This is a genomic window from Phytomonospora endophytica, from assembly GCF_014202425.1.
Taxonomy (GTDB): Bacteria; Actinomycetota; Actinomycetes; order Mycobacteriales; family Micromonosporaceae; genus Phytomonospora; species Phytomonospora endophytica.
Genome location: NZ_JACHGT010000001.1, coordinates 631,772 through 657,737 on the forward strand (window position 1 = coordinate 631,772; position 25,966 = coordinate 657,737).

Here is a 25,966-nt window from a genome sequence, read left to right on the forward strand (position 1 = left end):
GTCCCGGGCGCCACCGCGGTTCGGTCACAGACCACCGTCGACCGCGTTCATGAGAGTGCCGTTGTCTCCCGACATCTCCCAGATCATCACGCCGAGCAGGTTCTGCTGCTTCAGCCAGGCGGTCTTCTTGGCGATGAGCCAGGGATCGTCATACGACCACCATTGGCCGCCGTTCCCGGTGTAGCAGTAGGTCGCCATCGCCTGTTCGTCGTGATAGACGGTGCAGTTCGGGACCGACGCGAGGAGGTTGGCGTACCCCCGTACGCCCGCCTCCTCGGCGAACTGGCCTGGTGCGGCGCCGTTGGCCGACTGCCATTCGCCGTGCACCCCGCCGTCGGCGACGCCCTGCCAGCCGCGACCGTAGAACGGGATGCCGATGGTCAGCTTGCGCGGGTTGACGCCCGCGTCGAGGTAGATCTGGATGGCGTCGACGGCCGAGAAGTGGAAGTTGTAGGGGTCCTGGGCGTCGACGTTGAGGTTGGCCTGGTGGCCGGTCCGGTTGGGCTCCCACGAGTTGTCGCTTCCGGCGCCGTGGAAGTCGTAGCCCTGGACGTTGGCGAAGTCGAGGTAGTCGAAGACGCTCGGGGTGCCGTCGGCGGTGGTGATGTCCCACCCGGCGTCGATCTTCGCCTGATCGGCGGGCGTGAAGGCGGTGAGCTGGTAGTGCTTGTTGCTCGCCGCGCCGATGATGTCGAGCTGACGCCGGAACTCGGCGATCAGCAGGGTGTTGTTGGCCTTGTCCTCGGCCGACCAGTGGTTGCCCGGGTGCCCTTCGGCTCCCGGCCACTCCCAGTCGAGGTCGATGCCGTCGAAGACGCCGGCACCGGACCCGGGACCGCCCGCACCGTTGTATGCGGGCAGGTCGCCCTTGATGTACAGGTCGATGCAGGACTTGACGAAGGCCTCGCGCCGGGCGGGCGTCAAGGCGGCGTCGTGGAAGAACTTCGAGTAGGTCCAGCCGCCGATCGACATCATGACCTTGAGGTTCGGGTGCAGCTTCTTGAGCTTCTTGAGCTGGTTGAAGTTCCCGCGCAGCGGCTCCCAGCCGGTGTCGGCGACCCCGTCGACCGACTGCCCGGCGCTGAAGCCCCGGCCGTAGTCGGCTTCGGCGTCACCCGCGCCGGTGCCCTGATCGGGATCGGCCGGGTTCTGCGTGGTGCCCTTGGTGACACCGTTCATGCAGGTGAAGGTCGTCGGGTTCAGGTTGGAGAAGGCGTAGTTGATGTGCGTCAGCTTCGCCGCGGCGCCCGAGGTCTGCAGGTTGCGCACGAAGAACTGGCGCCCGTAGATGCCCCACTGCGGGAAGTAGCCGACGCGCGCGTACTCGCCCGCGCCGATCGGGTCCTGTGTGGTGACCTTCAGCGCCGTGCTCGCCGCCGAGAGGTTGTCGTAGACGTCGCGGGCCTTGACGGTGAAGGTGTATTCCGTCGAGGGCTGGAGGTTGAGGACCTTGTAGGCGGTGCCGGTGACGGTGTTGTTGAGAACGCCGTTGACGTAGACCTCGTAGGCGAAGACACCACTGGCGTCGGTCGAGGCGTTCCAGGCGAGGTCGACGGTCGTGTCGGTCTTCGCCGTGCTGCGCAGGTTGCCGGGGGCGGTCGGCGGCGTGGTGTCGTCGGCGGGGTTGCGGGTTGCTCCGGTGACGGGCGGGCTCTGCGCCGAGGTGTTGCCGCGTGTGTCCTTCGATCTCACGGTGAGCTGGTAGGACGTGTTGGGCGTGAGCCCGGTGATGGTGGCCGACGTGGTCGTGCTGGTCGCCTTCTGGGTGCCGTTGACGAAGACGTCGTAGCCGGCGACGGGGAAGTCGCCGGCCGTCGCGGCGGCCCAGTTCAGCGTGATGCGGGTCGTCGTGCGCGCGCCGACGGTGAGGCCGGAGGGCGTGCCGGGTGGGGCGTCGGCCGAGCCGTCGCACTTGTTGCCGTTGATGCGGCAGGAGATCGGGCTGGTGATGGGGGAGTAGGAGATGAAGTAGTAGCTGTAGGGCTCGGTGTTGCGACCGGCCGCGATGTTGCCGTTGTAGTGGGCGTTGACCACGGAGAAGGCGTTGTTGGGCTTGGCGGTGCCGGTGCCGTTCCAGTGGCCTTCGACGGTGGTGCCGGACGGGAGCTGGTATTCGAGGGTCCAGCCGTTGATCGCGGCGGCGGTGGGATTGGCGACCACGAACTTCCCGATCCACCAGGAGCCGTTGCCGGTGGCCGAGAAAGTGGCGGTCAGACCGGCCGCGGCGGTGGCGGGAGACGCCGTCGCGACCAATGTGGACAGTGCTAAGAGGATGGCCGCGGCGGCCGCGGTGACGCGTGACCAGGACCGCTCGGGAGATCGCTTCATGGCGTCGTCGCTCTCTGCTCAGGCAGGGGTGGCCTGCGGAGATGACTCTCGACGCTACTCTCGGGAAAGTTTACTGTCAATATGGACGGTGCCCGTCGCGAGACGCCTTTCCGGGCGGGATGATCGAGGTCCGGCGCACCGCCCCGGGCGGGCGTTCCGTCGTCGTGGGCGGGGGCGAGTCGGCCGGTGACATTGAACTGTGATCCAGATCACTAATAATGCTCTCTTTTATTAGTTGGGGGTCTGGCGTATCCCCCTCCGCGACGATACGGTGCACCAAACCAAATGCCCCGAACGCTCCACATAGGACCTGCCATGACACAGACGTCATCAGAGACCTCCGGAGAGCCCGGAAACGCCGACAGCCTTGAGATCCAGCGCAGCCCGGAGTTCGCCGCGCTACGCCGCTCATTGCGTGTCTTCGTATTCCCCGCGACGGTCGTCTTCCTGCTCTGGTACGCCCTCTACGTCGTGCTCTCCGCTTACGCGCGCGACTTCATGGGCGTCAAAGTCTTCGGTGAAATCAACGTCGCCCTCATCTTCGGGCTGTTGCAGTTCGTCTCGACTTTCCTCATCGCCTGGCTCTACTCCCGATACGCGGCCAAGAATCTCGACCCCAAGGCCGAGGCCATCAAAGAGCACATGGAAAACGGCTCGCCCAAGTCCGCGGCCGGTAATGGATCGGAGGACGAAGCGTGAACATACTCGCGGATACCACGGCGTCGACCTCGCGCACCTGGACGATCGCGCTGTTCCTCGTGTTCGTCGCCGCGACCCTCGTCATCACCGTGTGGGCGGGCCGCCGCACGCGCGGGGCCAGCGACTTCTACGCGGGCGGACGCTCCTTCTCCGGCTTCCAGAACGGCATGGCCATCGGCGGCGACTACATGTCGGCGGCCTCGTTCCTGGGCATCGCCGGGATCATCGCCCTCAACGGCTATGACGGCTTCCTGTACTCGATCGGCTTCCTCGTGGCGTGGCTGGTCGCGCTGCTGCTGGTCGCCGAACTCCTGCGCAACTCCGGCAAGTACACGATGGCCGACGTGCTGGCCTTCCGGATGCGCCAGCGGCCCGTCCGCACCGCCGCCGCCGTCTCGACGGTCACGGTGTCGGTGTTCTACCTGCTTGCCCAGATGGTCGGGGCGGGTGCCCTGGTGGCGCTGCTGCTCAACATCAAGGAGGGCCAGGAGTTCCTCGGCATGGACGCCGACACGGCGAAGATCATGACGGTGGTCCTGGTCGGGATCCTGATGATCACCTACGTGGTGGTCGGCGGGATGAAGGGCACGACCTACGTCCAGATCGTCAAGGCCGTGCTGCTGATCATCGGCGCCGGCGTGATGACCGTGCTGGTCTTCGCGGCCTTCAAGTACAACTTCTCCGACCTGCTGTCCGACGCCGCCGGGGACTCCACCAAGGGCGAGTCCTTCCTCGAACCGGGCCTCAAGTACGGCGTCGAAGTGGCCGGCGACTCCTGGCAGACGACGGTGAACAAGCTCGACCTGCTGTCGCTCGGCCTCGCGCTGGTCCTCGGCACGGCCGGGCTGCCGCACATCCTCATCCGCTTCTACACCGTCCCGAACGCCAAGTCGGCCCGCAAGAGCGTGCTGTGGGCGATCGGCATCATCGGTGCCTTCTACCTGATGACCCTCGCGCTCGGCTTCGGCGCGGCGGCCCTGGTCAGCCGCGACGAGATATTCAACGCCGACAAGGGCGCCGGGAACGTGGCGGCACCGCTGCTGGCGCGGGAACTGGGGGAGAAGTTCTTCGGCGGCGACTTCGGCGGGGCGATCCTGCTGGCGGTCATCGCGGCGGTCGCGTTCGCGACGATCCTCGCCGTGGTCGCCGGACTGACCCTGGCCTCGTCGTCCTCGCTGGCGCACGACCTGTACGCCAACGTCTTCAAGAAGGGGAAGACGAGCGAGCGCGAAGAGGTCGTCGTGGCCCGCTGGTCGGCGCTCGGGATCGGGCTGTTCTCGATCGTGCTGGCGATCTTCGCGCAGCGCCTGAACGTGGCGTTCCTGGTCGGGCTGGCCTTCGCGGTCGCTGCCTCGGGCAACCTGCCCGCCATCCTGTACAGCCTGTTCTGGCGGAGGTTCAACACCAGTGGAGCGGTGTGGGCCATCTACGGCGGGCTCGGGTCCGCGGTACTGCTCGTGGTGTTCTCGCCGGTGACCTCCGGGACGACGAACTCGCTGTTCCCGGGCGCGGCCTTCGACTGGTTCCCGCTCACCAACCCGGGCCTGGTGTCGATTCCGCTCGGGTTCCTGTTCGGGTGGCTGGGCACGATCATCTCCAAGGACAAGGCCGACCCGGGCAAGTACGCCGAACTGGAGGTGCGTTCGCTCACCGGTGCCGGCGCGCACTGATTTCGGGGAAGTATTTGACACTGTCAGATGACAGTGTTATCGTTGCCGCATGACCGACGAACGCACCAACGCGCCACCGCGTGCCGAGACTCAGCGACTATGGACCGTCGCCGAGCTCGCGGCCGCGGTGGCGCGAGCGTTGTCGCGGGACTACGAGGGCGCCGGAAGCGGGCGCGTGACCGACGTGCCGGGCGTGCGGGTGATCCGCTGGTACCAGACGATCGGCCTCGTCGACCGTCCCGCCGAGATGCGCGGGCGGACGGCTCTGTACGGGCCGCGGCACCTGCGCCAGATCGTGGCGATCAAGCGACTCCAGTCGGCGGGGCAGAGCCTCGCCGAGATCCAGGAGGCCCTGGTCGGGGCGCCCGAGGAGGTGCTGGAACGGGTCGCCCGGGTGCCCGAGGGGGAGCTGTTCGCGGGGGAGGCGCGGGCCTTGGACGGCCCTGCTGCTGAAGGAGCTGTGCTTGTTGAAGGGGCTGTGCCTGCCGCGGGGGCTGCGCTAGCGGGGTCACCCGCTCCGGCGCCGGTCGCCGAGCTCGTGGACGCGGCCGCGCTGCCCGTCACCGTCGAGGTCGAGGACGCTCCCGCCGAGCCCCCTCGGGGCCGCTTCTGGGCGAGCCGTGCGGTGTCGCCGGTGGTTGCCGGCCCGGCGTCCACCGAGGCCGCACCTGACACTGCAACGTTCGACACTGGGCCAGTCGATACCGCGACGCCGGACACTGCAAGCTTCGGTGGCGCGGCACCGCGGGCCGCGACCTCTCCCGTCGTTCCCGAGCTGTCCTACGGCATCGCCGTGGCACCCGGGGTGACCGTCCTCGTATCTCTGCCGCGTTCGCCCGATCCCGCGGCGATCGCCGCGATCCGCGCGGCCTCGGCCCCGCTCGTCGCCGAGCTGGCCGCGCACCGGGCGGCCGCAGTGCCGCCGGGACCCAAGCCGGCCGTTCCGGCCTCCGCCGACCCGACCACCGACTCGGCCACCACCGCTCCGTCCACCACCGCTCCGTCCACCACCACCCACGCCCCCGCCGCGCGCGGTCTCACCGAAGGAGCCTCCTCATGAGCCTTACCGTCACACCGTTGCCGCTCGCGCCGGGCACCCCCGAACACGACCCGGACGCCGGTCTCGGCGTTCTGCGGACCGAGCGCGGCAACCTCCCGTTGCGCAGCCTCGACGTGAACACCCGCATCACCGGGCTCACCGCCCGCATCGAGGTCGTCCAGGGTTTCCACAACCCCCACGACGTCCCGATCGAGGCGACCTACATCTTCCCGCTGCCCGACCGGGCCGCGGTCACCTCGATGCGCATGACCGCCGACGGCCGCACCGTCGACGCCGAGCTGCACGAGCGTGAGCACGCCCGGGCCGTCTACGACCAGGCGATCGCGCAGGGCAGGCGCGCCTCCATCGCCGAGGCCGAGCGGGCCGACGTGTTCACCATGCGCGTCGGCAACATCCTCCCCGGCGAGGACGTGACCGTGAGCCTCCGGCTGAGCGGCCCACTGTCCTACGAGGACGGCGAAGCGACCCTGCGCATCCCGCTGGTCGTCGCCCCGCGCTTCATCCCCGGGAACCCGCTTCCCGGCGAGCAGGCCGGTGACGGCACCGCTCCGGACACCGACGCCGTTCCCGACGCCTCCCGGATCACCCCACCGGTGCTCCTGCCCGGCTTCCCGAACCCGGTCGCGCTGTCGATGGAGACCGTCATCGACCCCGGCGGCCTGCCGCTCACCGCAGCCAGGTCGAGCCTGCACACCGTCACCACCTCCGAAGCCGCCGACGGGACGACCGTCCTGCGCGTCATGCCGGGGGAGCGGGTCAACCGCGACTTCATCCTCCGCCTCGCCTACGGCGACGCCGAGGCCGTCAGCCAGACCCTCACCTGTGAAGCCGACCCGGACGGCGAGGGCGGGACCTTCCAGCTCACCGTCCTGCCGCCGTCGGGTGTGGAAGGCGTCCGCCCGCGCGACGTCGTCGTCCTCCTCGACCGCTCCGGCAGCATGGCCGGGTGGAAGATCGTGGCGGCCCGCCGCGCGGCCGCCCGGATCATCGACACCCTCACCACCGCCGACCGTTTCGCCCTGCGCTGCTTCGACCACACCGTCGAGAGCCCCGACCGGCTCGGTCCCGCCCTGGACGAGGCGACCGACCGCAACCGCTACCGTGCCGTGGAGTACCTCGCCCGCTCGGACGCACGCGGCGGCACCGTCCTGCTCGAACCGCTGCGCGAGGCGGTACGGCTCCTGAGCACTCCGTCCACCACGGACGAACCGCGCGACCGCGTGCTCATCCTCGTGACCGACGGCCAGGTCGGCAACGAGGACCAGATCCTCGCCGAGCTCGCCGCCGGGCTGACCGGGATCCGCGTGCACGTCGTCGGCATCGACCGCGCGGTCAACGCCGGCTTCCTCAACCGGCTGGCCGTGACCGGCCGCGGCCGCTGTGAACTGGTCGAGTCGGAGGACCGTCTCGACGAGGCGACCGCCCGCATCCACCGCCGCATCGCCGCCCCGGTCGTCACCGACCTGAGCTGGACCGCCGCGGGCTTCACCCCCGAGACGCCGACGCTGTCACCCGCCCGCGTCCCGGACCTGTTCACCGGCGCGCCGGTGGTCGTCTCCGGGCGTTACCGGGGCCGGGTCGCGCCGGACGCCGCGTTGAGCCTGCGCGGGCAGGCGATCACCGGAGACCCGTGGCACGCCGAGGTTCCGGCGACCACCGCCGGACCGTCCGAAGCCGGGCGGGCCGAGGGCACGATCGCGGTGTCCTGGGCCAGGTCGCACCTGCGCGACCTGGAGGACCGCTACGCCGTCGGCGTCGGCGACCTCTCCGGGCTGGAGAAGCAGATCGTCGGTGTCTCGCTGAAGTACTCGGTGCTGTGCCGCTTCACCTCCTTCGTGGCGGTCGACAGCCGCGTCGTCGCCGAAGGCGGCGACCCGCACCGCGTGACCCAGCCCGTCGAGATGCCCGACGGCTGGGAGATGCAGCCGCCGCCACCACCCGCGCCCGGGATGGCGCAGGCCTATGGCGCTCCGCCCCCGGTCGCCATGCGTCCGGCGGCCTTCGAGCAGTCCTTCGGTGCCGCCTCGGCCTCGGCTCCCGACACCTTCGGGGCACCACCCCAGGGTCAAGCGTTTCCCGCTCCGCCCATGGCACCCGGCGGGCAGCCGCCGATGCCCGCGTCCGCCGAGGACCTGGACGTGCCGGACTTCCTCAGCAGCGGCCCCAGGCCGCCGGCGAAGCCCGCGCCACGTGCCGCTTCCCGTCGCAAGCCCCGTGTCACCCTCGGCCGCGCCGACGGTGGAGCCGGAGCGGGCGGCGGCGTCGGCGGAGGCGGCGCGATGATCCGGCTGCCCGGGCAGATCGCGGGTCCCGATCCGCACACCGCCGTGCGTGACCGGCTCACCGAGGAGCTCACCGCCCTGCTCGCCGTCCCGCTCGACACGACGCCCGAACACGAGCGCCGTGACCTTCTCAGCGACCTGAACAGCCGCCTCACCGCGCTGCTCACGACGCCGGCGGTCACCGGTCACCCGGAGCGATACGGGCTCCTGACGACGCTGGCCCAGTCCCTCGGCGCGTGCGACAGACCAAACCCGCCGCGTGGCGCCGAACTCGAAACCCTCTGGGCCACCGCCGTCGCCACCCTCACGACGCTCACCTCGGCAAAGGGCGGGGACACCCCGGAGCACCCACCGGCGTCCCCGGCCGCCCCCGAGCCCCCACGGCGCCGCGCCTTCTGGAAGCGCAACGGCTGACCCGGCGGCACGCCGCGTCACCGGACCGAACAGCCCGCGCGAACCGCGGGCTGTTCGGCACCTTCCATATGCGCTTTGCTGTACCGGGCGGCTCTACAGTGGACCAACCCGAGAGGAGACACCCATGAACTCCCTGATCGGACGCACCGGACGCCTCGGCGACCGGCTCCTCGCCCTGCTGGTCCCCGCCACCCCGGCGGCGGCCTCGCCGGTCAGCAAGTGCCAGTGCCAATGCAGCGACGCCTGCTTCCTCTGCTGCCCCGTCGTCAACCCCGAGCCGGGTGGGCCGCTGGTGACCTGCCGCGTCGCGAACACCGGCGACTGCCCCTGACCGAGCCACCGACGCCACCCACCACCCACCGGAGGTCCCCGTGTCCCCGTCCCTCGGCCGTTTCGCCGACCGGCTCCTCGCCCGCTTCATTCCCGCTCGCACGGCTCAGGCCGTCAGGTGCGACTGCGAATGCTCCGACAAGTGCTACCCCTGCTGCCCGCAGAACGTCGACGGCGTGATCATCCGCGTCTGCCACAAGGAACTGAGCTGCAACCCCTGATCCAGGCCTGAGTGCCGGGTGCTCCACCGTGCTCGGCGGGGCGCCCGGTCCACACACGGCCGTGGGCGGTAATCGGGTCGAGCGGCCCGACGACCGGCGACTACGATGAGCGAGCCAAGACGCGCGGCACCAACGCCGCGCGCCCATCGCGAAGGAGAACATCGTGTCGTCTGCACCTCACTCGTCAGCCGTGACCGACCGCGTCGTCGTTCCGGCCGGGACGACGTGCGCCGACGCGATCGAACAGGCGGGCCTGCCGACCAGTGGGCCGAAGGCCGTCGTCGTCGTGCGTGACGCCGAGGGCCGGCTGCGCGACCTGTCGTGGGTCCCGGACGCCGAGGTCGAGGTCGAAGCCGTCCCGCTCGACTCGCCCGACGGCCTCAACGTGCTGCGCCACTCCACCGCGCACGTCCTCGCCCAGGCCGTCCAGGACCTGTTCCCCGACGCCAAGCTCGGCATCGGCCCGCCCATCCGGGACGGCTTCTACTACGACTTCGACGTCGAGAACCCGTTCCAGCCCGATGACATCAAGAAGCTCGAAAAGCGCATGCAGGAGATCGTCAAGGCGGGCCAGCGCTTCTCCCGCCGCGTCTTCGGCACCCTCGACGAGGCCCGCGCCGAGCTCGCCGGAGAGCCCTACAAGCTCCTCCTGGTCGACACCAAGGGCGACGTCGACGCCGACGAGGTCATGGAGGTCGGCGGCGGCGAGCTGACCATCTACGACAACATCGACGCCAAGACCGGCGACCGCCGCTGGGGCGACCTCTGCCGTGGCCCGCACCTGCCGAGCACCCGCCACATTCCGGCGTTCAAGCTCATGCGCAGCGCGGCCGCGTACTGGATGGGTTCGGAGAAGAACCCGCAGCTCCAGCGCATCTACGGCACCGCGTGGCCGACCCGCGACGCCCTGAAGGCCTACCAAACCCTTCTCGAAGAGGCCGCCAAGCGCGACCACCGCAAGCTCGGCGCGCAGCTGGACCTGTTCAGCTTCCCCGACGAGCTCGGCTCGGGCCTGCCCGTCTTCCACCCCAAGGGCGCGATCATCCGCCGGGAGATGGAGGACTACCTCCGCGCGAAGCAGGCCGAGGCCGGCTACGAGGTCGTCAACACCCCGCACATCACCAAGGCACAGCTCTTCGAGACCTCGGGTCACCTGCCGTACTACGCCGACTCGATGTACCCGCCGATGCACCTCGATGGCGCCGACTACTACCTCAAGGGCATGAACTGCCCGATGCACAACCTGATCTTCCGCTCGCGCGGGCGCTCCTACCGGGAGCTGCCGCTGCGGCTGTCGGAGTTCGGGACCGTCTACCGCTACGAGAAGTCGGGTGTCGTGCACGGCCTCACCCGTGTGCGGAGCCTGACCCAGGACGACGCGCACATCTACTGCACCAAGGAGCAGATGAAGGGCGAGATCGCCTCGCTGCTTGAGTTCGTGCTGCGTCTGCTGAAGGACTACGGGCTCGACGACTTCTACCTGGAACTGTCGACCCGCGACGACTCCGACAAGTTCATCGGTGAGATGGACCTGTGGGAGGAGGCCACCGAGACCCTGCGCTCGGTCGCCGAGGCCTCCGGCCTCGAACTCGTGCCGGACCCGGGTGGCGCGGCCTTCTACGGCCCGAAGATCTCGGTGCAGGCGCGCGACGCCATCGGCCGGAACTGGCAGCTGTCGACCATCCAGCTGGACTTCATGGAGCCGGGCCGCTTCGGTCTGGAGTACTCGGCTGCCGACGGGACCAGGCAGCAGCCGGTGATGATCCACCGGGCGCTGTTCGGTTCGATCGAGCGCTTCTTCGGTGTGCTCACCGAGCACTACGCCGGGGCGTTCCCCGCGTGGTTGTCGCCGGTGCAGGCGGTCGGGATCCCGATCCGCGACGAGAACGTCGCCTACCTCGACGAGTTCGTGGCGCGGTTGCGCGGCGCGGGCATCCGCGCCGAGGTCGACGTCTCCGACGACCGCATGCAGAAGAAGGTCCGCAACGCCCAGCTGCAGAAGATCCCCTTCATGATCCTGGCCGGTGACACCGACCAGGAGGCCGGCACCGTCTCCTTCCGCTACCGGGACGGGTCGCAGCGCAACGGCGTGCCGCTGGACGAGGCCGTCGCGCACGTGCGCGAGGTCGTCGAGTCGCGCACCAACATCGGGCCCTCCGCGCCCGCGACCGAAGAGCCCGCGGCGGAGTAGACACGTACGGAAGACAACGGCCCCGCGGATACCCGCGGGGCCGTTGCTCGTGGTGTTCACGCGGAAGGGCGCACCGGCCATTGACGCGGGTTTGCGGCGGTACTACATTGGCGCCAACACTTAAGGAAACACTCTTTAGTGAACAGTCGCGGCCGTCACCCGGCCACGGCGCCCGGCAGCAGAAGCACCGCCCGGACGGCGCCAGGCCCCCGACAGCGCCGCCCGCGCATCATCCACATGGGAGAGACACCATGCGAAGGATCCTCCGGTTCGCCGCGATCGCGGCATTAACCTTCGCCACCGTCCTGGTGGCGGCACCCGCGGCACACGCCGCCGGGCCCACGGCGACATTCGTCAAAACCCAGGACTGGGGCACCGGCTACGAAGGCAAGTACACGATCACCAACGGCGGGACCACCACCCTCAACGGCTGGCGCGTCGAGTTCGACCTCGCCGGCGTCGGCACCTACTGGGACACGCTCCTGACCAAGAGCGGCAACCACAACACCGCCACCAACCGCGAGTACAACGGCACCATCGCCCCCGGCGCCTCCGCCAGCTTCGGTTTCATCGTCAGCGGCTCCGCCACCCCCGCCAACTGCACGCTCAACGGCACCTCCTGCTCAGGCGGCGGCACACCCGGAGCCCCCGGCACCCCCGGCAACCCGACGGTCACGGGCACCACGAACACGTCGATCGCCCTCTCCTGGTCGGCGTCTTCCGGCGGCCCGACCGGCTACCGCGTCTACGAGGGCACGACCGTCCGCGCCACCGTCACCGGCACCACCGCCAACATCACCGGTCTCGCCGTCTGCTCCGGCCACAGCTACACCGTCGCGGCCTACAACACCGCGGGCGAATCCGCCAAGAGCGCGCCCGCCTCCGCGACCACCGGCGGCTGCACCGGCGGCGGCAGCAAGGCCGCCGCCCCCTACCTCTACATGGGCTGGGGTAACCCCCCGAGCCCCGCGACGGTCATGAACGCCACCGGCATCAAATGGTTCACCATGGCCTTCATCCTGTCCTCCGGTGGCTGCAACCCCGCCTGGGACGGCCAACGGCCCCTCCAGGGCAGCGCCGACGCCACCGCCATCCAGCAGATCAAAGCCGCCGGCGGTGACATCATCCCCTCCATCGGCGGATGGTCCGGCAACAAACTCGGCCCCAACTGCTCAAGCGCCCAAGCCCTCGCCGGTGCCTACCAGCAGGTCATCAACGCCTACGGCCTCAAAGCCATCGACGTCGACATCGAGAACACCGACGAGTTCGAGAACGCCGTCGTCCAAGACCGCGTCCTCGGCGCCCTCAAGATCATCGAACAGAACAACCCCGGCATCACCACCATCCTCACCTTCGGCACCGCCACCAGCGGACCCACCTCCTGGGGCAACCGCCTCATCGAACAGGCCAAAGCCCTCGCCGTCCCCATCGACATCTTCACGATCATGCCCTTCGACTTCGGCGGCGGCGCCGACATGTACGGCAACACCGTCAGCGCCTCAGAAGGGCTCAAGAACAAGCTCAAGAGCGTCAACGGCTGGACCGACGCCCAGGCCTACCAGCACATGGGCATCTCCGGCATGAACGGCCTCTCCGACCAAGCCGAACTCACCAGCCTCGCGACCTGGACACAGATCAAGGACTGGGCCAAAGCCCGAGGCCTCGCCCGGCTCGCCTTCTGGGCAGTCAACCGCGACCGCCCCTGCCCGGGCGGAGGCACCACCTCCAACTGCTCCGGAATCAGCCAGCCCGACTGGGAGTTCACGCGGATCACGGCGGGGTTCTGAGTTAGCCGGCTCGCTTCGCTCGCGATGCGACTGGCGCCGCTGCGCGGCTTCGCCTCCGGGCCTTCGGCCCGCTTGCCGCTGGGCGCGGCGGTCGCCTCCGCCGCCTTGACCGAGTGGTTGCTCACTCGGTCGAGGCGGCGGGTCTGGCGGGGGTTGCGGGGCGGCTGCGGCGGCCACCGCGCCTTACGTGGCAGAGTTCGCCCCTGGCCGCTCGGGGCCGTGTGAAGTGAGTGCGGCCCTCGCGGCCCGCACCGATCCGCGCGTAACCCTCGTCCCGCCCGCCCGCCCGCCCGCCCAGCCCCGCCTGGTCTGTGACCCGGCGCCATCACCCTCGCCCGCTCGGGGCCGCGTGGGGCGATCGCAGCTCTCGCCGCCCGCACCGATCCGCACGTCACCCTCGCAGCCCGTCCCCATCGGCACGCGACTCTCGCCCCGCCTCGCCCAGTCTGTGATTCGGCGCTGTCGCCTCGCCCGCTCGGGGCGATTGCAGCTCTCGTCGCTCGTACCCAGCCGCACGCAACCCTCGCCTCGCTTCGCTTCGCCCGGTGTGTGGCCCGGCGCCAGCACCCCTGCCCACTCGGCGCCGCGTGAAGCGATCACAGCCCTCGCAGCCCGCAACCTCCTCGCCCGGAGCCGCGCGGGCCGAGCGACTCCCGTGTCCCGGCACCAGCAATTTGTCGCGCAGCATCCCGCATCTGCCACCTGTTCGCTGCTGCTCGCGCGTTTCCCTCCTGCGCGTCTTCGCTCGCCGCCTGAATCCAGCGCTTGCCCGCAGTTCGCTGCCATTCGGCACTCTTCAGTCGCCCTGCCCTTCAGTACATCGCCGTCCGCCGCCCGGTCGTCGCCGCACTGTGGTTACGGCCTCCTGTGGCTCGGCCCGCGTCCCTGCCCTCGACGGCGAACACGCTGTTCCTCGCGTGACCGGCTCGTCCTGGACGTGGGGCGCGTCGCGAGGCCGTTCGAGTGTCGCCGTGCCAACCGCCGTTCGTCGCCGCCCTCGCAGCTCGCTCAGCTCTCGTATCTTCGTTCGCCGCCTGTCTCCGCTGTTTGCTTTCGCCCGCGCTCCTTCGGGCGCTCGTTCGTGCGTGTGCGCGTTGCGGTGGCGGCACCAGAGCTGTGGTCCTCCCGCTTAGCGGTCCCGGCTCCGGGCCCTTGCCGCCCAGCACCCGGCACGTGCCCTCGGCCCTCTGGCATCCGCCACCCGCCGCCCGCCGCCCGCCGCCCGCCACCCGCCGCCCGCCCCCGCCACCGGTCCCTGGTCGCCCGCCGCCCGCCGCCCGCCCCTGGCAGACCGGCGCTCGTGCCTCGGCGCCCGCCATCCGCCCGGGCGTCTGGTCACCGGCCCACGGCGCCCGCCGCTGGCTACTCGCCCTTCGCCGCTCGCAGTCCGCCACCACCGCCACCGCCCCTGCCACCGCCACCGCCACCGGCACGAGGCAGCCTTTCCCGGCCGCGCTCGAAGCTTTCTCACGTCGCAGAAATGTCATACCTCGCCCGTATCGTGATTTTTGGGGCCCCTTTGGGGTGAGCGGGAGGACGCGCGTTTCGCGCGGCCGTCCGCCACTGACCGCTGCCCACAACCCGCCACTTTCCGCCCGCCGCTCGCCAGCCATCACCCGCCGCCCATCACCCGCCATCCGCCGCCCATCACCCGCCACCCGCCCCAGCAGCTGCTCGTCGCTGCCCTACATCTCGCTCATGCTTCACGTCCTCGCTCGCGCTTCTTGCCTACGTTGCTCGGCCGCTCGCCTCTGCCACCCGCCCTCGCCGCCACTCCTTCGGGCCTTCGCTCGTCCGCGTGCGCCCTACAGCGGCGCGATGTCCGGTGTGACGCCGAACCCCTGGGCGCTGCCACTCCGGCCGGTGCGGATCGAGTAGTCACGGTGGCGGGATGTCCGCCATGACGCCGTAACCGGCGGGATCCGATCCCTCCGCCCGCCTGCGTGCCCGCTGGCGGGCCGTACAAGATGCCGCTCGTGCTGAGCGCCATGGCGGCTCCAGGGCGTCTGCGGCGCGGCCCGTCCCCCAGGCCCCTGCGCCGGTGATTCGGCCGCCGTGGACGTGCTGGAAGCGTCTGCCGTGCCGTTTCGCGGTGGACGGCAAGTCGTGTCGATCGGCCCGCCTCACCGCACTTCGTCCCCGCCCCGCCCTCGTCCCTGTGCCCGCGTGAGCCCCGCCCCGCCCCGCCCTCGTCCCTGTGCCCGCGTGAGCCCCGCCTCGCCCTCGTCTCCGTGCCCGCGTGAGCCCCGCCCCCGTCCCTGTGCCCGCGTGAGCCCCACCCCACCCCACCCCCCAACCCCACCCCCCGCCCCCACCCCTCAAGCGCAAGCGCACGCGCACCCGCAGGCGCACCCCCAGCCCCGCCCCCTCCCGGCAGAGTCCCCGTCCTCCCCTCCCGACACCCCTTTTCGGAGTAATGTGCCACTAAAGGCGTATTGACGCTCATCTGTGGATGCTCGTCCGAAGGAGGGTGGGACCATGCTCACGCAGCTCTCGCGCAACTGGTGGGTCCTCGTCGTCCAGGGCGTCCTCGCCGTCATCTTCGGCATCGTCGCGTGGGTGTGGCCCGCCGCGACGGTCTTCGTCCTCGTCATCCTGTTCGGCGCGTACACGCTCGTCGAGGGGATCTTCGCCATCGTCGCCGCGATCCGGGGTACGGATCGCAACGGGCGGGGGTGGCTGGCCTTCATCGGCGTCGCCAGCGTCGTCATCGGGCTCATCGCGCTCTTCTGGCCGGGCATCACGGCCTTGGCGCTGCTCTACGTCATCGCGGCGTGGGCCATCGTGCGCGGGGTCATCACCGTCGTCGGCGCGATTCAGCTCCGCAAGGAGATCCAGGGCGAATGGGTCCTGATCCTCAGCGGGGCCGTCTCGGTCGTCTTCGGGCTGCTGCTCATGTTCTGGCCCGTCAGCGGTGTGCTCGCGGTGATCTGGCTGATCGGTGTCTACGCCGTCTTCCTCGGCATCATGGAGATCATCCTCGGCTTCCAGGTCAAGGGCCGCGGCGGCCGGGTCGACGAGCGGGCGGGCGGGCCGCTCACGTACTGACCACGTCGGGCTACAGGTCGATCCAGAACGAGCGGGCGCCGTCGAAAGCCCGGATGACCCTGCCGCCGTTCTTCTCGATCACCCGCGCCGAAGCGGCGTTGTCGCCCTCGACCGGCACCAGCACACCCTGCACCCCGAGGCGGCGGGCCTCGTCGAGCAGCAGCGCCAGCCCACGTGTCCCGTAGCCGCGTCCGCGTGCCGACGGGCGCAGGTTGTAGCCGACATGCCCGTTGTGCTCCTCGTACGGCTCCGTGATCACCGGGCGCAGCCGGAACTCGCCGAGCACCTCCACACCGTCCTCGACGAGCACGAACGTCCGCTGGGGCGCCACGCCGTCGGGGAGTCCGACGCCCCTTGCCTCGTCGGCGAGTTCGGCGGTGAACGCGGTGAAGTCGCGGCGGGCGAGGGGGGCGTTGTTCCAGGGGTAGCCCTCGCCGTCGCGGTCGCATTCCTCGATCATGGCGACGTAGCCGTGCCGGTGGCGTTCGGCGACGGGTTCGAGCGTGAGGCGTTCGCGGACGAGTTCGACGTCGGTGCCGGTGCGGACGCCGCCGAGGCGGGTGAGCCAGCCGTGCATGACCTCGGCGGAGGGGTCCGACTCGGCGGTGAACTCGGTGAATCCCCAGGTCGCGGCGGCCCGCATGGCCCGTGACAGCAGGGCCGCGCCGAGTCCGGCGCCGCGGTGGGCGGGCAGGACGGCGAGCAGTCCGAGGCGGGGGCCGCCCTGGGTGCGCCAGAAGCGCACGAGGCCGGTGTATTCGCCGTCGGCGGTGACGGCGACGAGGTGGCCGTCGGGGGAGGAGTGCGGGGAGCCGGGCTTCCAGCCCTCGGAACCGGGCAGGTCCCGCCGTAGGGCCGTGTCGAGTTCGCGGAGGCGGTCGGCGTCGACGGTATCGGCCGCGCGCAGGGTGTAGCCGGTGGGCACGGGCCGCTCGCCGAGGCGGTCGAGGGCGGTGGCGAAGGCGACGCCGAAGCGGTCCTCCCGGCGTCTTTCGCGGAAGCCGGCGTCGAGGAAGGCGGGCGTGTCGGTCTCATCGGCCGACACGTGCAGTTCCCGGCGATGCTCGGCGACGACGGCGGCGGCCAGTGGCCCGGCGGTGCGGGCGAGATCGCCGCCGAAGTGGCCGAAGAGGCGCTCGTCGGCACGGATGTGGGAGGTCACGACGCCCACCGGGCCTCCGGTGTCGGTGGCCAGCCAGCGGCGGCGACGCTCGCCGTGACGGCCGTCGATCTCGCGGAGCCGCTCGGGCCGGAGGCCGTAGAGCGGGGCGGCGAGCTCATACTCATCTGTGAACGTCGATATCTCCATTGATCGGCAGGATAGTGAGCGCGGTCACTTGATCGCCAGACTTTTCCTCTGGTGCGTTCGACGAGTCCGTGCGCATAGGATCGCTTTCGTGACGCAGACGGGACCGGGAGACGAAGAAGCGCGGGCCGTACCGACCGGCGTGGGGGAGCCCGACGCGCTGGAGCGCTTGTGGACGCCGCACCGGATGGTCTACATCAAGGGCGACGAGGGCAAGCCCCTCGGCCCCGACCATGAGCCGATCGGCTGCCCGTTCTGTGAGATGCCGAAGCTGCCCGACCGCGACGGCCTGATCATCGCGCGCGGACGGCTCGTCTTCGCGGTGCTGAACCTGTACCCGTACAACTCCGGGCACCTGATGGTCTGCCCGTACAGGCATGTGCCCGACTACACCGACCTCGACGCCGACGAGGTCGCCGAGCTCGGCGCCTTCACGCAGACCGCGATGCGGGTCGTGCGGCAGGTGTCGCAGGCGCACGGTTTCAACATCGGCCTCAACCAGGGCAACGTGGCCGGGGCTGGCATCGCCGGTCACCTGCACCAGCACGTCGTCCCGCGCTGGGGCGGCGACGCGAACTTCATGCCGGTGATCGGTCGGACGAAGGTCCTGCCGCAGGTCCTGGCCGACACGCGCGACCTCCTGTGGGAGGCCTGGCCGCACGGCGAGGTCTAGGGATCGACCTGTACGCCGTGCGTCTCCAGGTGGGGGCGCATGGCGTCGAGGATCTCCTTCTCCGACAGCCGTGTCAGCCACGGCACGACCGCGCGGCGCTCGATGTCGGTGAGCGTGCCCGGTTCCCGGATCGCGAAGGTCATCGCCCGGAACGGGCCGCGCCGGGTTCGCAGGGTCAGGTGCTCCCAGTCGATCGCGAGGTGGCGGCGGTGGCGTCGGTAGTTGCGGATCCACACGTCCTCGGGTCCGATCAGCAGGACCGGTGAGGGCCCTCCGTAGAGGGCGAAGACCATCGCGGCGACGACGGTGAGCAGGCCGAACAGGTGCGGCAGGCCGGTCGACAGCCAGTGCAGCGCGCCGAGGGCGGGCGCGATGAGCAGCACGCCGCCGATGAGGGCACGGTTGGGGCCGACGCGCACGACCGCGCGGTCGCGGGCCCAGTCGGCCCGTGCGCGGTCGGCGGCGCCCGGGCGGCGGGGGCGGGGAGTGGACATCACGGCTCCGTCTGCGGGGGTCTGTCGAGCATGGCACATCACGGCGACCGGAACACCGGCCCCTCTTTTCAAACCGTACGTACGTCTTGTTTAATGACGGCATGCCCCGCACCCGCCTCCGCGCGCTCCTCCCCGCCCCCGGCGCACCCCGCGTCTTCGCCCTCAACCAGCTCATCGACTCCACCGGTACCGGCCTGTGGCTGACCGCCTCGGTCATCTACTTCGTCGGCACCGTCGGCATTCCCGCCACCCAGGTCGGCGCGGGGATGGCCGTCGCGGGGCTCGCCGGTTTCCTCGCCGGACCCCTCTTCGGCACCCTCGGCGACCGCTACGGCCTGCGCGAGTTCGCCGTCGCCCTCGCCGTCGCCCAGGCCGCGCTCATGGCCTGCTACGTCCTCGTCGACGACTTCTGGTCCTTCATCGCGGTCTCGGTCGCCTTCGAGTTCTGCCGACGCGGCGGCAGTACCGCCCGCAACGCCCTCGTCGCCGCGACCGTCACCTCGACCGACCGCGTCCGCACCCGCGCCTACCTGCGCAGCGTCCTCAACGTCGGCTTCTCCGTCGGCACCCTGCTCGCCGGGATCGTCCTCATCGTCGACAGCAGGACCGTCTACCTGCTGGTCATCCTCGGCAACGCCGTCAGCTTCCTCGCCGGGACGTTCTTCTACCTGTCCGTCCCCCGCGTCAGGCCCGTGCCCAAGCCCGCCGACACGCCCAAAGGCGGCGTGTGGCGCGACTACCCCTTCATCGGCCTGACCGTCCTCATCGGACTGCTGTCCATCGACGTGTCGATCTTCCACGTCGCCCTGCCGATCTGGATCCTCCAGTTCACCGACGCCCCACCGGCCACCGTCGCCGGGCTCATGCTGCTCAACACCGTCATGGCTGTGACCCTCCAGGTCCGCGCGACCCGCACCGCCGACAGCGTCCCCGGTGCGGCGAACCTCGTACGCCGGGCCGGACTCACCTCGGGCTGCGCCTGTCTCCTGTTCCCGCTGAGCCTCTACGCGAGCACCTGGGTGGCCGTCGCCATCCTCACCATCGCCGCCGTCATGCTCACCGGCGCCGAACTGTGGCACTCCGCGGGCGGCTTCACCATCTCCATGGACCTCGCCCCCGAACACGCCCTCGGCGCCTATCAGGGCGTCTTCGGTCTCAGCAGCGCCATCCACGGCAGCGTCGGCCCGGCCCTGGTCACCGCGCTGGCCATCGGCCTCGGCGGGCCCGGCTGGATCGTCCTGGGCGCGATGTCGGCCGGTCTGGGACTGCTCGCCCGGCCCCTGGCGGCATGGGCGCTGCGCCGGCGCCCGGTCGGCGTGCCTCAGCCGATATAAGTGCGGCCGCGCGAGAAGTGGGCGAGGGCGGCCAGGATCTCCGGCTCGCGCTTGTCGCCGAGCGTCGACGAGGCGTTGAACTTCGACCCGAGCAGCGCCTGCGCCATGCCCTGGTCCATCGCCGCCCACACGCCCGTACCGGCACCGGCGCTCGGGTCGTGCGGCTGCACGCACACCGCGCGGTCCAGCATCCAGCGACGCGTGTAGATCCGGGCGATCGACTCCCACGGCAGCCAGATCGCCTTCACCGGCATCTTCCGCGCCCGGATCCACAACCCGTGTTGGTCGGCGGCCAGCGTCGGGCCACCGAGGACCGCCATCAGCCAGACGAACACGAACAGCGGCACCAGGAACAGCAGCGGGAGCAGGAAGACCAGCAGGATCGCCGAGGAGTCGCCGGCGCCGGTGTCGGCGGTGAGGCCGATGCCCACGCAGCACAGCAGCGGCAGCAGCCCGACCGCCATCGCCCCGCCCTGCACCAGCGCCGTGCGGCCCTTGCTGGGGCGCACCACGAAAGGCAGGTCGCCGGGGATCCGCTTGGCGATCTGGAACGGCCGCGGCACGGTGAACTCGCTGCTGGGGTACTGCCCTGGCGGCGGGGGCTGATCGGACATGGTCACGAGAATACGGACTCCGCGCACACCCCGCCCGCACGCGGTGGCGCGACGCCGGAACACCCCGCTCCGGCGACGCGCCCGGAGTCGCCGGGTCAGGCCTCCGCGCCGGCCTCCTTGCGGATCTGGTCGGCCAGATGCGAGGGCATCGGCTCGTAACGCGCGAACTCACGCCCGAAGGATCCCGTGCCCGACGTCATCGCACGCAGCTCGATCAGGTACCGCACCAGCTCGATCGCCGGCACCTCCGCGCTGATCACCGCGCGGTCGGCCTCCGACTCGGTGCCCAGGACGCGCCCACGACGGCTCGACAGGTCGCCCATGACCGTCCCCACGTACATCTCCGGCACCCGGATGCGCACCAGGTCGACCGGTTCGAGAACCGTGATCTGCGCCTGCTCGGCGGCGTCGCGCAGGGCCAGCGCGCCCGCGCTCTGGAAGGCCGCGTCGGAGGAGTCCACCGAGTGGGCCTTGCCGTCGACGAGCTTCACCCGGATGTCCACGACCGGGTAACCGGCGTTGAGGCCGCGCCGCATCTGCGCCAGCACGCCCTTCTCCACGCTCGGAATGAACTGCCGCGGCACGACCCCGCCGACGATCTTGTCGACGAACTCGAAACCGCCCCCGCGGTCCAGCGGCTCCACCTCGATGCGGCACACGCCGTACTGCCCGTGCCCGCCGGACTGCTTCACGTGCCGCCCGTGGCCCTGCGCGCCCGCCGTGAACGTCTCCCGCAGCGCGACCTTCACCGGCTCGGTGTCGAGGTCCACACCACCCGAACGCAGCCGGTCCAGCACGACGTCGGCGTGCGCCTCGCCCATGCACCACAGCACGATCTGATGCGTCTCGGCGTTGCGCTCCAGCCGCAGCGTCGGATCGCCCGCGACCAGCCGCCCCAGGTTCTTGGCCAGGGCGTCCTCGTCGGAGCGCGTCTTGGCCACCACCGCGACCGGCAGCAGCGGCTCCGGCATCGGCCACGGCGCCACCAGCAGCGGATTCTCCTTCAGGGAGATCGTGTCGCCCGTCTCGGCGCTACCCGACTTCGTGATCGCGCAGATGTCGCCGGCCATGCAGCGCGGCGCCTCGTGCAGCGCCGACCCCAGCGGCGTGTAGATGTGCGCGACACGCTCGTCGGCGTCATGGTCGGGATGCCCGCGCTCGCCCAGCCCGTGCCCGCTGATGTGGACCACGGACTCCGGGGTGAGCGTCCCGGAGAACACCCGCACCAGGGAGACGCGCCCGACGTAGGAGTCGATCGTCGTCTTGACGACCTCGGCGACCAGCGGCCCGTCCGGATCGCAGGTCAGGGGCGCGACCGGGTCCCCGTCGACGGTCGTCACCGGCGGCACCTCGTGCTCCAGGGGGGAGGGGAATCCCTGGGTGATGACTTCGAGGAGCGCGTCGAGGCCGACGAGGCTGGGCGCGTTGACCGGGATCACCGGGTGGAAGGTCCCGCGCGCGACGGCGGTCTCCAGGTCGTCGACGAGCGTCTCGACGGGGATCTCCTCGCCGCCGAGGTAGCGGTCCATCAGCGACTCGTCCTCGCTCTCGGCGATGATCCCCTCGATGAGGGTTCCGCGCGCCTCGGCGATGGCCGTCTCGTGCTCGGGATCGGGGTCGAGCACCTTCGGCGGGTAGCCCTCGCTGTAGTCGTAGACCTTCTGCGTCAGAAGACCGATCAGCCCGGCGATCTGCTCGCCGGTGTCGTCGTGGAGGGGAAGGTAGAGCGGCAGGACGCCCTCGCCGAAGATCCGGCGGCACAGCGCGACGGTCTCGTCGAGGTCGGCGCGGGGATGGTCGAGGCGGGTGACGGCGACGGCGCGCGGCATGTCGACCAGCGCGCACTCCTCCCAGAGGGTCTGGGTGGCGGCGTCCATGCCGTCGACGGCCGAGACGACGAAGACGGCGGCGTCGGCCGCGCGCAGTCCGGCCCGCAGCTCACCGACGAAGTCGGCGTAACCGGGGGTGTCCAGGAGGTTGATCTTGATGCCGTCGTAGAGGATCGGCGCGCAGGAGAGCGTGACGGAGCGCTGCTGCTTGACCGCCGCCGGGTCGGTGTCACAGGTCGTGGTGCCGTCGGTGATCGTCCCGGCCCGGTCGATCGTGCCGGTGGCCGCGAGGAGTGCCTCCACGAGGGTCGTCTTCCCGACCCCGGAGTGTCCGACGACGACCACGTTGCGTACCTTGCCGGGCTCATTCACCACCGGCGCGGGGCCGGTGACTCCCTTCTCTTGAGGCTTGCCTGCTGATTTGGTCATGGCGGCCTCCTCACTTCGAGAGCGGTGAAGTTGTGGAACTTCGATCACACACCCGCAGGACAGCGAGCACAAGCCCGGCGCGGCGTGTCGCACGGTAACCGGGAGAGTGGGGTTCGGTGCCGAACGCGCCGACCGCTATCGTGATGGGGCGCGTGGGCCGATCGAGACCTGTCCGAATCGGGAGCCGCGGGCCCCCCGGTGGAGATTGGCGGCATGGCGAAGAGCTTCAGCACGGTCGGCAGGGCCATGATGGCCAAGATCCTCGACCCGCTCGGACGCCGCCTGGTGCGCGCCGGCATCTCACCGAACGCGGTGACCGTCATCGGCACCCTCGGCGTGGTCATCGGGTCGGTCGCGCTCGTCGCGCGCGGCTACCTCCTCACCGGCCTCCTCGTCGTGACGATCTCGGCCTGCACCGACATGGTCGACGGCGCCATGGCCCGCGTCAAAGGCGTCACCAACCGCTTCGGCGCCTACCTCGACTCGACGATGGACCGCATCGCCGACGGCGCCATCTTCGGCGGCCTCGCCTACTGGCTGGCCTCCGAGGGACAGGGACGCGCGGCCGCCGCCGCGCTGCTGTGCCTGGTCGCCGCGCAGGTCGTGTCCTACGCCAAGGCCCGCGCGGAGAGCCTGGGCGCCGACTGCTCCGTCGGTATCGCCGAACGCCCCGAGCGGCTCGTCCTCATCGGTGTCGGCACCCTCCTCGGCGGCCTGGGCGTCCCGTACGCCCTCGAAATCGCGCTCTGGCTCCTCGCGGCCCTCAGCGTCGTGACGGTGGTACAACGGGTCCTGCATGTGCAGCGGCAGCTCGTCGCCGAATCCGTCGGCAAGGTCGAGGAGGAACGTTGAGCAGCGTGAAGGACAAGCTCGTCGAATGGTCCTACGGCGCCGCCTGGAAGATCGTCCGGACCATGCCCGAGGGCATGGCCGCGGGCCTGTTCCGCGCCGGAGCCGACCGCAGCGCCCGGAAGCGCGGCAAGTCCGTCGAACGCCTGCGCGGCAACCTGCGCCGGGTCGTCGGCGACAGCGTCCCCGACGAGCAGCTCGACATCCTCGTCCGCGACGGCATGCGCTCCTACGCCCGCTACTGGCTGGAGGCCTTCCGGCTGCCTTCGATGGACCAGGCGGAGATCCTGCGCCGCTTCGACCTGGAGAACTGCGAGGTCTTCGACAAGCACCGCGCCGAGGGCAAGGGCATCATCGTCGCCCTCCCGCACGCCGGGAACTGGGACCTCGCCGGTGCGTGGGTATGCGCGCGCGGGTGGCCGCTGACCACCGTCGCCGAACGCCTCAAACCCGAGGCCGTCTACGAGAGGTTCCTCGACTTCCGCCGCTCCCTGGGCATGAACATCATCCCGCACGCCGGCGGCGAGCGCGCCCCCATCGACATGCTCGCCGAGGCCGTCGCCGACCGCCACGTCGTGCCGCTGCTCGGCGACCGCGACCTGTCAGCGCGCGGCGTCGAGGTCAGCTTCTTCGGCGGCCGCACCCGCATGCCCGCCGGGCCCGCGCTGCTCGCGCTGCGCACCGGCGCGCCGATCTACACGGTGAACATGTGGAACGAGCCCCACCGCAGCCGCGGCACCCTCAAAGGGCCCGTCCCGATCCCCACGGAGGGCACCCAGACCGAGCGGGTCGCCGCGATCACCCAGTACATCGCCGACGACTTCGCCGCCGGGATCGCCGCCAACCCGAGCGACTGGCACATGCTCCAGCGCATGTGGATCGACGCGCCGTCCGGCCGGGGGGCCGACCCCGGCGTAGCCCAGAGCGCCGGACGCGGTTAGGGCCCGCCGGTGAAGATCGGGATCGTCAGCCCGTACTCCTTCGATGTTCCCGGCGGCGTGCAGTTCCACATCCGCGACCTCGCCGACGCCCTCATCGCCCTCGGCCACGAGGTCAGCGTCCTCGCCCCTGCGGACCGGGACGACCCGCAACTGCCCAAGTACGTCGTACCCGCCGGCAAGGCCGTGCCCGTCCGCTACAACGGGTCCGTCGCGCGCCTGTCCTTCGGGCCGATCTCGGCGACCCGCGTCCTGCGCTGGCTCTACCAGGGGCGCTTCGACGTCCTGCACGTCCACGAGCCGCTCACGCCGAGCCTGTCGCTGCTGGCGTGCGTGGCCGCGCGCGGTCCCGTCGTCGCGACCTTCCACACCGCGATGACGCGCTCGCGCGTGCTCGCCGCCGGGCACGCCATCGCCCAGCTCGTGCTGGAGAAGATCAGCGCCCGCATCGTCGTCAGCGCCCTCGCCCGGCGTGTCCAGGTCGAGCACCTCGACGGCGGTGGCGTCGAGATCCCCAACGGCGTCACCATCAGCCACTTCACCGGCGCCGAACCGCTCGGCGGCTGGCCCGGGTCCGGGGGCGCCATCGGCTTCCTCGGCCGCTTCACCGAACCCCGCAAGGGCTTCTCGATCATGCGGGACGCCTTCGTGCGGCTGGCCGCCGAACGACCCGAACTGCGCATGCTCGTCGCCGGACGCGGCGACCCCGACGAGGCCGTCGCCGGACTGCCCGCCGACGTCGCCGCCCGCATGGAGTTCCTCGGCATGGTCAACGAGGACACCAAGGCCAGGATGCTGCGCAGCGTCGACATCTACGTCGCGCCCAACACCGGCGGCGAGTCCTTCGGCATGATCCTCACCGAGGCCATGGCCGCCGGCACGGCGATCCTCGCCAGCGAACTCGACGCCTTCCGCCGCGTCCTCGACGACGGCCGCGCCGGGGCCCTGTTCCCCGTCGGCGACGACGCCGCCCTCGCCGAGAAGGCGGGGGAGCTGCTCGACGATCCGGCCCGTCGCGCGGAGTACGTCGAACACGCCCGGAAGGTCGTGACGGCGTACGACTGGCCGGTACTCGCCCGGCAGATCCTCGACGTGTACGAAGCCGCGATCGAGGCGAACGGCGGCCTGGTCACCGGCGACGACAAGGAACTGCGGCGGGCGCAGGGTGACTGACGGCGGGGTGGGGTGCCGTGGTGGCCGCCCGGCGATCGTTCGTCGGGTGGTGGGTGGCTCGGTGAGGAGCCCACTCGTGCGCCGCCGATGGGTTCGAGGCGGTGCCGGACGGGAGTTCGGTCTTCGGGACTCGTCCCGTCATCGTTCGGTGCGAGCTGAGGCTGGAGAGCCGGGCGAGGGCCTGCTCGTGTGCCGGGCCGGCGTTCGGTCTTCGGGACTCGTCCCGTCATCGTTCGGTGCGAGCTGAGGCTGGAGAGCCGGGCGAGGGCCTGCTCGTGTGCCGGGCCGGCGTTCGGT

The 25,966-nt window shown here is 70.7% G+C and carries 19 protein-coding genes; 14 read left to right on the forward strand and 5 right to left on the reverse strand.

What is annotated here, in order from left to right; all coding sequences use genetic code 11:
- Window positions 1-24 precede the first annotated feature (24 nt).
- Window positions 25-2,328, reverse strand: a complete 2,304-nt coding sequence (locus HNR73_RS02600; protein WP_184785567.1) for a glycosyl hydrolase family 18 protein — start codon at window positions 2,326-2,328, stop codon at window positions 25-27.
- A gap of 315 nt (window positions 2,329-2,643) precedes the next feature.
- On the opposite strand from HNR73_RS02600, the gene HNR73_RS02605 reads away from it, so the two are divergent.
- From HNR73_RS02605 to HNR73_RS02645, 9 genes are all read left to right on the forward strand, one after another.
- On the forward strand, window positions 2,644-3,027 hold the full coding sequence (locus tag HNR73_RS02605) for a DUF485 domain-containing protein (protein ID WP_184785568.1): 384 nt from the start codon (window positions 2,644-2,646) through the stop codon (window positions 3,025-3,027).
- Window positions 3,024-4,697, forward strand: a complete 1,674-nt coding sequence (locus HNR73_RS02610; protein ID WP_184785569.1) for a monocarboxylic acid transporter — start codon at window positions 3,024-3,026, stop codon at window positions 4,695-4,697. Before HNR73_RS02605 ends, HNR73_RS02610 begins: the two co-directional genes overlap by 4 nt.
- A 49-nt stretch (window positions 4,698-4,746) precedes the next feature.
- Window positions 4,747-5,757: a helix-turn-helix domain-containing protein gene (locus HNR73_RS38950; RefSeq protein ID WP_203686073.1), complete on the forward strand. Its 1,011-nt coding sequence runs from the start codon at window positions 4,747-4,749 to the stop codon at window positions 5,755-5,757.
- Window positions 5,754-8,453 carry a VIT domain-containing protein gene (locus HNR73_RS40595; protein ID WP_184785570.1) on the forward strand — a complete coding sequence of 900 codons (2,700 nt, stop codon included), beginning with the start codon at window positions 5,754-5,756 and terminating at the stop codon, window positions 8,451-8,453. The genes HNR73_RS38950 and HNR73_RS40595 overlap by 4 nt, the downstream gene beginning before the upstream one ends.
- A gap of 124 nt (window positions 8,454-8,577) precedes the next feature.
- Window positions 8,578-8,784 (forward strand): hypothetical protein, encoded by a 207-nt coding sequence (locus HNR73_RS02625; protein WP_184785571.1) that lies wholly within the window; start codon window positions 8,578-8,580, stop codon window positions 8,782-8,784.
- Window positions 8,785-8,824: 40 nt separating this feature from the next.
- Window positions 8,825-9,004, forward strand: coding sequence for a hypothetical protein (locus HNR73_RS02630; protein ID WP_184785572.1), 180 nt, complete (start codon window positions 8,825-8,827; stop codon window positions 9,002-9,004).
- Between the two features lie 163 nt (window positions 9,005-9,167).
- Complete coding sequence (gene thrS / locus HNR73_RS02635; RefSeq protein ID WP_239122082.1) at window positions 9,168-11,195, forward strand: threonine--tRNA ligase; 2,028 nt, start codon at window positions 9,168-9,170, stop codon at window positions 11,193-11,195.
- 251 nt (window positions 11,196-11,446) lie between these two features.
- Window positions 11,447-12,982 carry a cellulose binding domain-containing protein gene (locus tag HNR73_RS02640; protein WP_184785573.1) on the forward strand — a complete coding sequence of 512 codons (1,536 nt, stop codon included), beginning with the start codon at window positions 11,447-11,449 and terminating at the stop codon, window positions 12,980-12,982.
- Window positions 12,983-15,460: 2,478 nt separating this feature from the next.
- The gene (locus HNR73_RS02645; protein WP_184785574.1) at window positions 15,461-16,030 is read left to right on the forward strand and encodes an HdeD family acid-resistance protein; all 570 of its coding nucleotides are present in this window, start codon (window positions 15,461-15,463) and stop codon (window positions 16,028-16,030) included.
- A gap of 10 nt (window positions 16,031-16,040) precedes the next feature.
- Here the strand turns inward: HNR73_RS02645 and HNR73_RS02650 are convergent, their stop codons facing one another.
- Window positions 16,041-17,339 (reverse strand): GNAT family N-acetyltransferase, encoded by a 1,299-nt coding sequence (locus HNR73_RS02650; RefSeq protein WP_184785575.1) that lies wholly within the window; start codon window positions 17,337-17,339, stop codon window positions 16,041-16,043.
- A 184-nt stretch (window positions 17,340-17,523) separates the two neighbouring features.
- On the opposite strand from HNR73_RS02650, the gene HNR73_RS02655 reads away from it, so the two are divergent.
- Window positions 17,524-18,009: an HIT family protein gene (locus HNR73_RS02655; protein WP_184785743.1), complete on the forward strand. Its 486-nt coding sequence runs from the start codon at window positions 17,524-17,526 to the stop codon at window positions 18,007-18,009.
- Here HNR73_RS02655 and HNR73_RS02660 read toward each other — a convergent pair.
- Window positions 18,006-18,503, reverse strand: a complete 498-nt coding sequence (locus HNR73_RS02660) for a hypothetical protein (protein WP_184785576.1) — start codon at window positions 18,501-18,503, stop codon at window positions 18,006-18,008. The two genes, HNR73_RS02655 and HNR73_RS02660, sit on opposite strands and share 4 nt — an antisense overlap.
- A 101-nt stretch (window positions 18,504-18,604) precedes the next feature.
- Here HNR73_RS02660 and HNR73_RS02665 point away from each other — a divergent pair, with 101 nt between their 5' ends.
- Window positions 18,605-19,837: an MFS transporter gene (locus tag HNR73_RS02665; protein ID WP_184785577.1), complete on the forward strand. Its 1,233-nt coding sequence runs from the start codon at window positions 18,605-18,607 to the stop codon at window positions 19,835-19,837.
- On the opposite strand, the gene HNR73_RS02670 is transcribed toward HNR73_RS02665, so the two are convergent.
- Window positions 19,825-20,451, reverse strand: a complete 627-nt coding sequence (locus HNR73_RS02670; protein ID WP_184785578.1) for a hypothetical protein — start codon at window positions 20,449-20,451, stop codon at window positions 19,825-19,827. The genes HNR73_RS02665 and HNR73_RS02670 overlap by 13 nt on opposite strands.
- Before the next feature lie 95 nt (window positions 20,452-20,546).
- Window positions 20,547-22,709, reverse strand: coding sequence for an elongation factor G-like protein EF-G2 (locus tag HNR73_RS02675; protein WP_184785579.1), 2,163 nt, complete (start codon window positions 22,707-22,709; stop codon window positions 20,547-20,549).
- Between the two features lie 213 nt (window positions 22,710-22,922).
- Between HNR73_RS02675 and pgsA the strand changes: the two genes are divergently transcribed.
- Genes pgsA through HNR73_RS02690 form a run of 3 tightly spaced genes read left to right on the forward strand, consistent with a single transcriptional unit; the run spans window position 22,923 to window position 25,669 of the window.
- On the forward strand, window positions 22,923-23,561 hold the full coding sequence (pgsA, locus tag HNR73_RS02680) for a phosphatidylinositol phosphate synthase (RefSeq protein ID WP_184785580.1): 639 nt from the start codon (window positions 22,923-22,925) through the stop codon (window positions 23,559-23,561).
- Window positions 23,562-23,566: 5 nt separating this feature from the next.
- On the forward strand, window positions 23,567-24,499 hold the full coding sequence (locus HNR73_RS02685; protein WP_184785744.1) for a phosphatidylinositol mannoside acyltransferase: 933 nt from the start codon (window positions 23,567-23,569) through the stop codon (window positions 24,497-24,499).
- 9 nt (window positions 24,500-24,508) lie between these two features.
- Entirely contained in the window at window positions 24,509-25,669 is a 1,161-nt protein-coding gene (locus tag HNR73_RS02690) for a glycosyltransferase family 4 protein (RefSeq protein WP_184785581.1), read from the forward strand.
- Window positions 25,670-25,966 lie beyond the last annotated feature (297 nt).

What these genes read in the sequence shown, in the direction of transcription:
- HNR73_RS02640 (WP_184785573.1), top strand. Translation starts at nt 11,447, where the DNA reads ATGCGAAGGATCCTCCGGTTCGCCGCGATCGCGGCATTAACCTTCGCC.
- HNR73_RS02675 (WP_184785579.1), bottom strand. Translation starts at nt 22,709, where the DNA reads ATGACCAAATCAGCAGGCAAGCCTCAAGAGAAGGGAGTCACCGGCCCC.
- pgsA (WP_184785580.1), top strand. Translation starts at nt 22,923, where the DNA reads ATGGCGAAGAGCTTCAGCACGGTCGGCAGGGCCATGATGGCCAAGATC.
- HNR73_RS02670 (WP_184785578.1), bottom strand. Translation starts at nt 20,451, where the DNA reads ATGTCCGATCAGCCCCCGCCGCCAGGGCAGTACCCCAGCAGCGAGTTC.
- HNR73_RS02655 (WP_184785743.1), top strand. Translation starts at nt 17,524, where the DNA reads ATGGTCTACATCAAGGGCGACGAGGGCAAGCCCCTCGGCCCCGACCAT.
- HNR73_RS02600 (WP_184785567.1), bottom strand. Translation starts at nt 2,328, where the DNA reads ATGAAGCGATCTCCCGAGCGGTCCTGGTCACGCGTCACCGCGGCCGCC.
- HNR73_RS02605 (WP_184785568.1), top strand. Translation starts at nt 2,644, where the DNA reads ATGACACAGACGTCATCAGAGACCTCCGGAGAGCCCGGAAACGCCGAC.
- HNR73_RS02625 (WP_184785571.1), top strand. Translation starts at nt 8,578, where the DNA reads ATGAACTCCCTGATCGGACGCACCGGACGCCTCGGCGACCGGCTCCTC.
- HNR73_RS38950 (WP_203686073.1), top strand. Translation starts at nt 4,747, where the DNA reads ATGACCGACGAACGCACCAACGCGCCACCGCGTGCCGAGACTCAGCGA.
- HNR73_RS40595 (WP_184785570.1), top strand. Translation starts at nt 5,754, where the DNA reads ATGAGCCTTACCGTCACACCGTTGCCGCTCGCGCCGGGCACCCCCGAA.
- HNR73_RS02665 (WP_184785577.1), top strand. Translation starts at nt 18,605, where the DNA reads ATGCCCCGCACCCGCCTCCGCGCGCTCCTCCCCGCCCCCGGCGCACCC.
- HNR73_RS02650 (WP_184785575.1), bottom strand. Translation starts at nt 17,339, where the DNA reads ATGGAGATATCGACGTTCACAGATGAGTATGAGCTCGCCGCCCCGCTC.
- HNR73_RS02660 (WP_184785576.1), bottom strand. Translation starts at nt 18,503, where the DNA reads ATGTCCACTCCCCGCCCCCGCCGCCCGGGCGCCGCCGACCGCGCACGG.
- HNR73_RS02645 (WP_184785574.1), top strand. Translation starts at nt 15,461, where the DNA reads ATGCTCACGCAGCTCTCGCGCAACTGGTGGGTCCTCGTCGTCCAGGGC.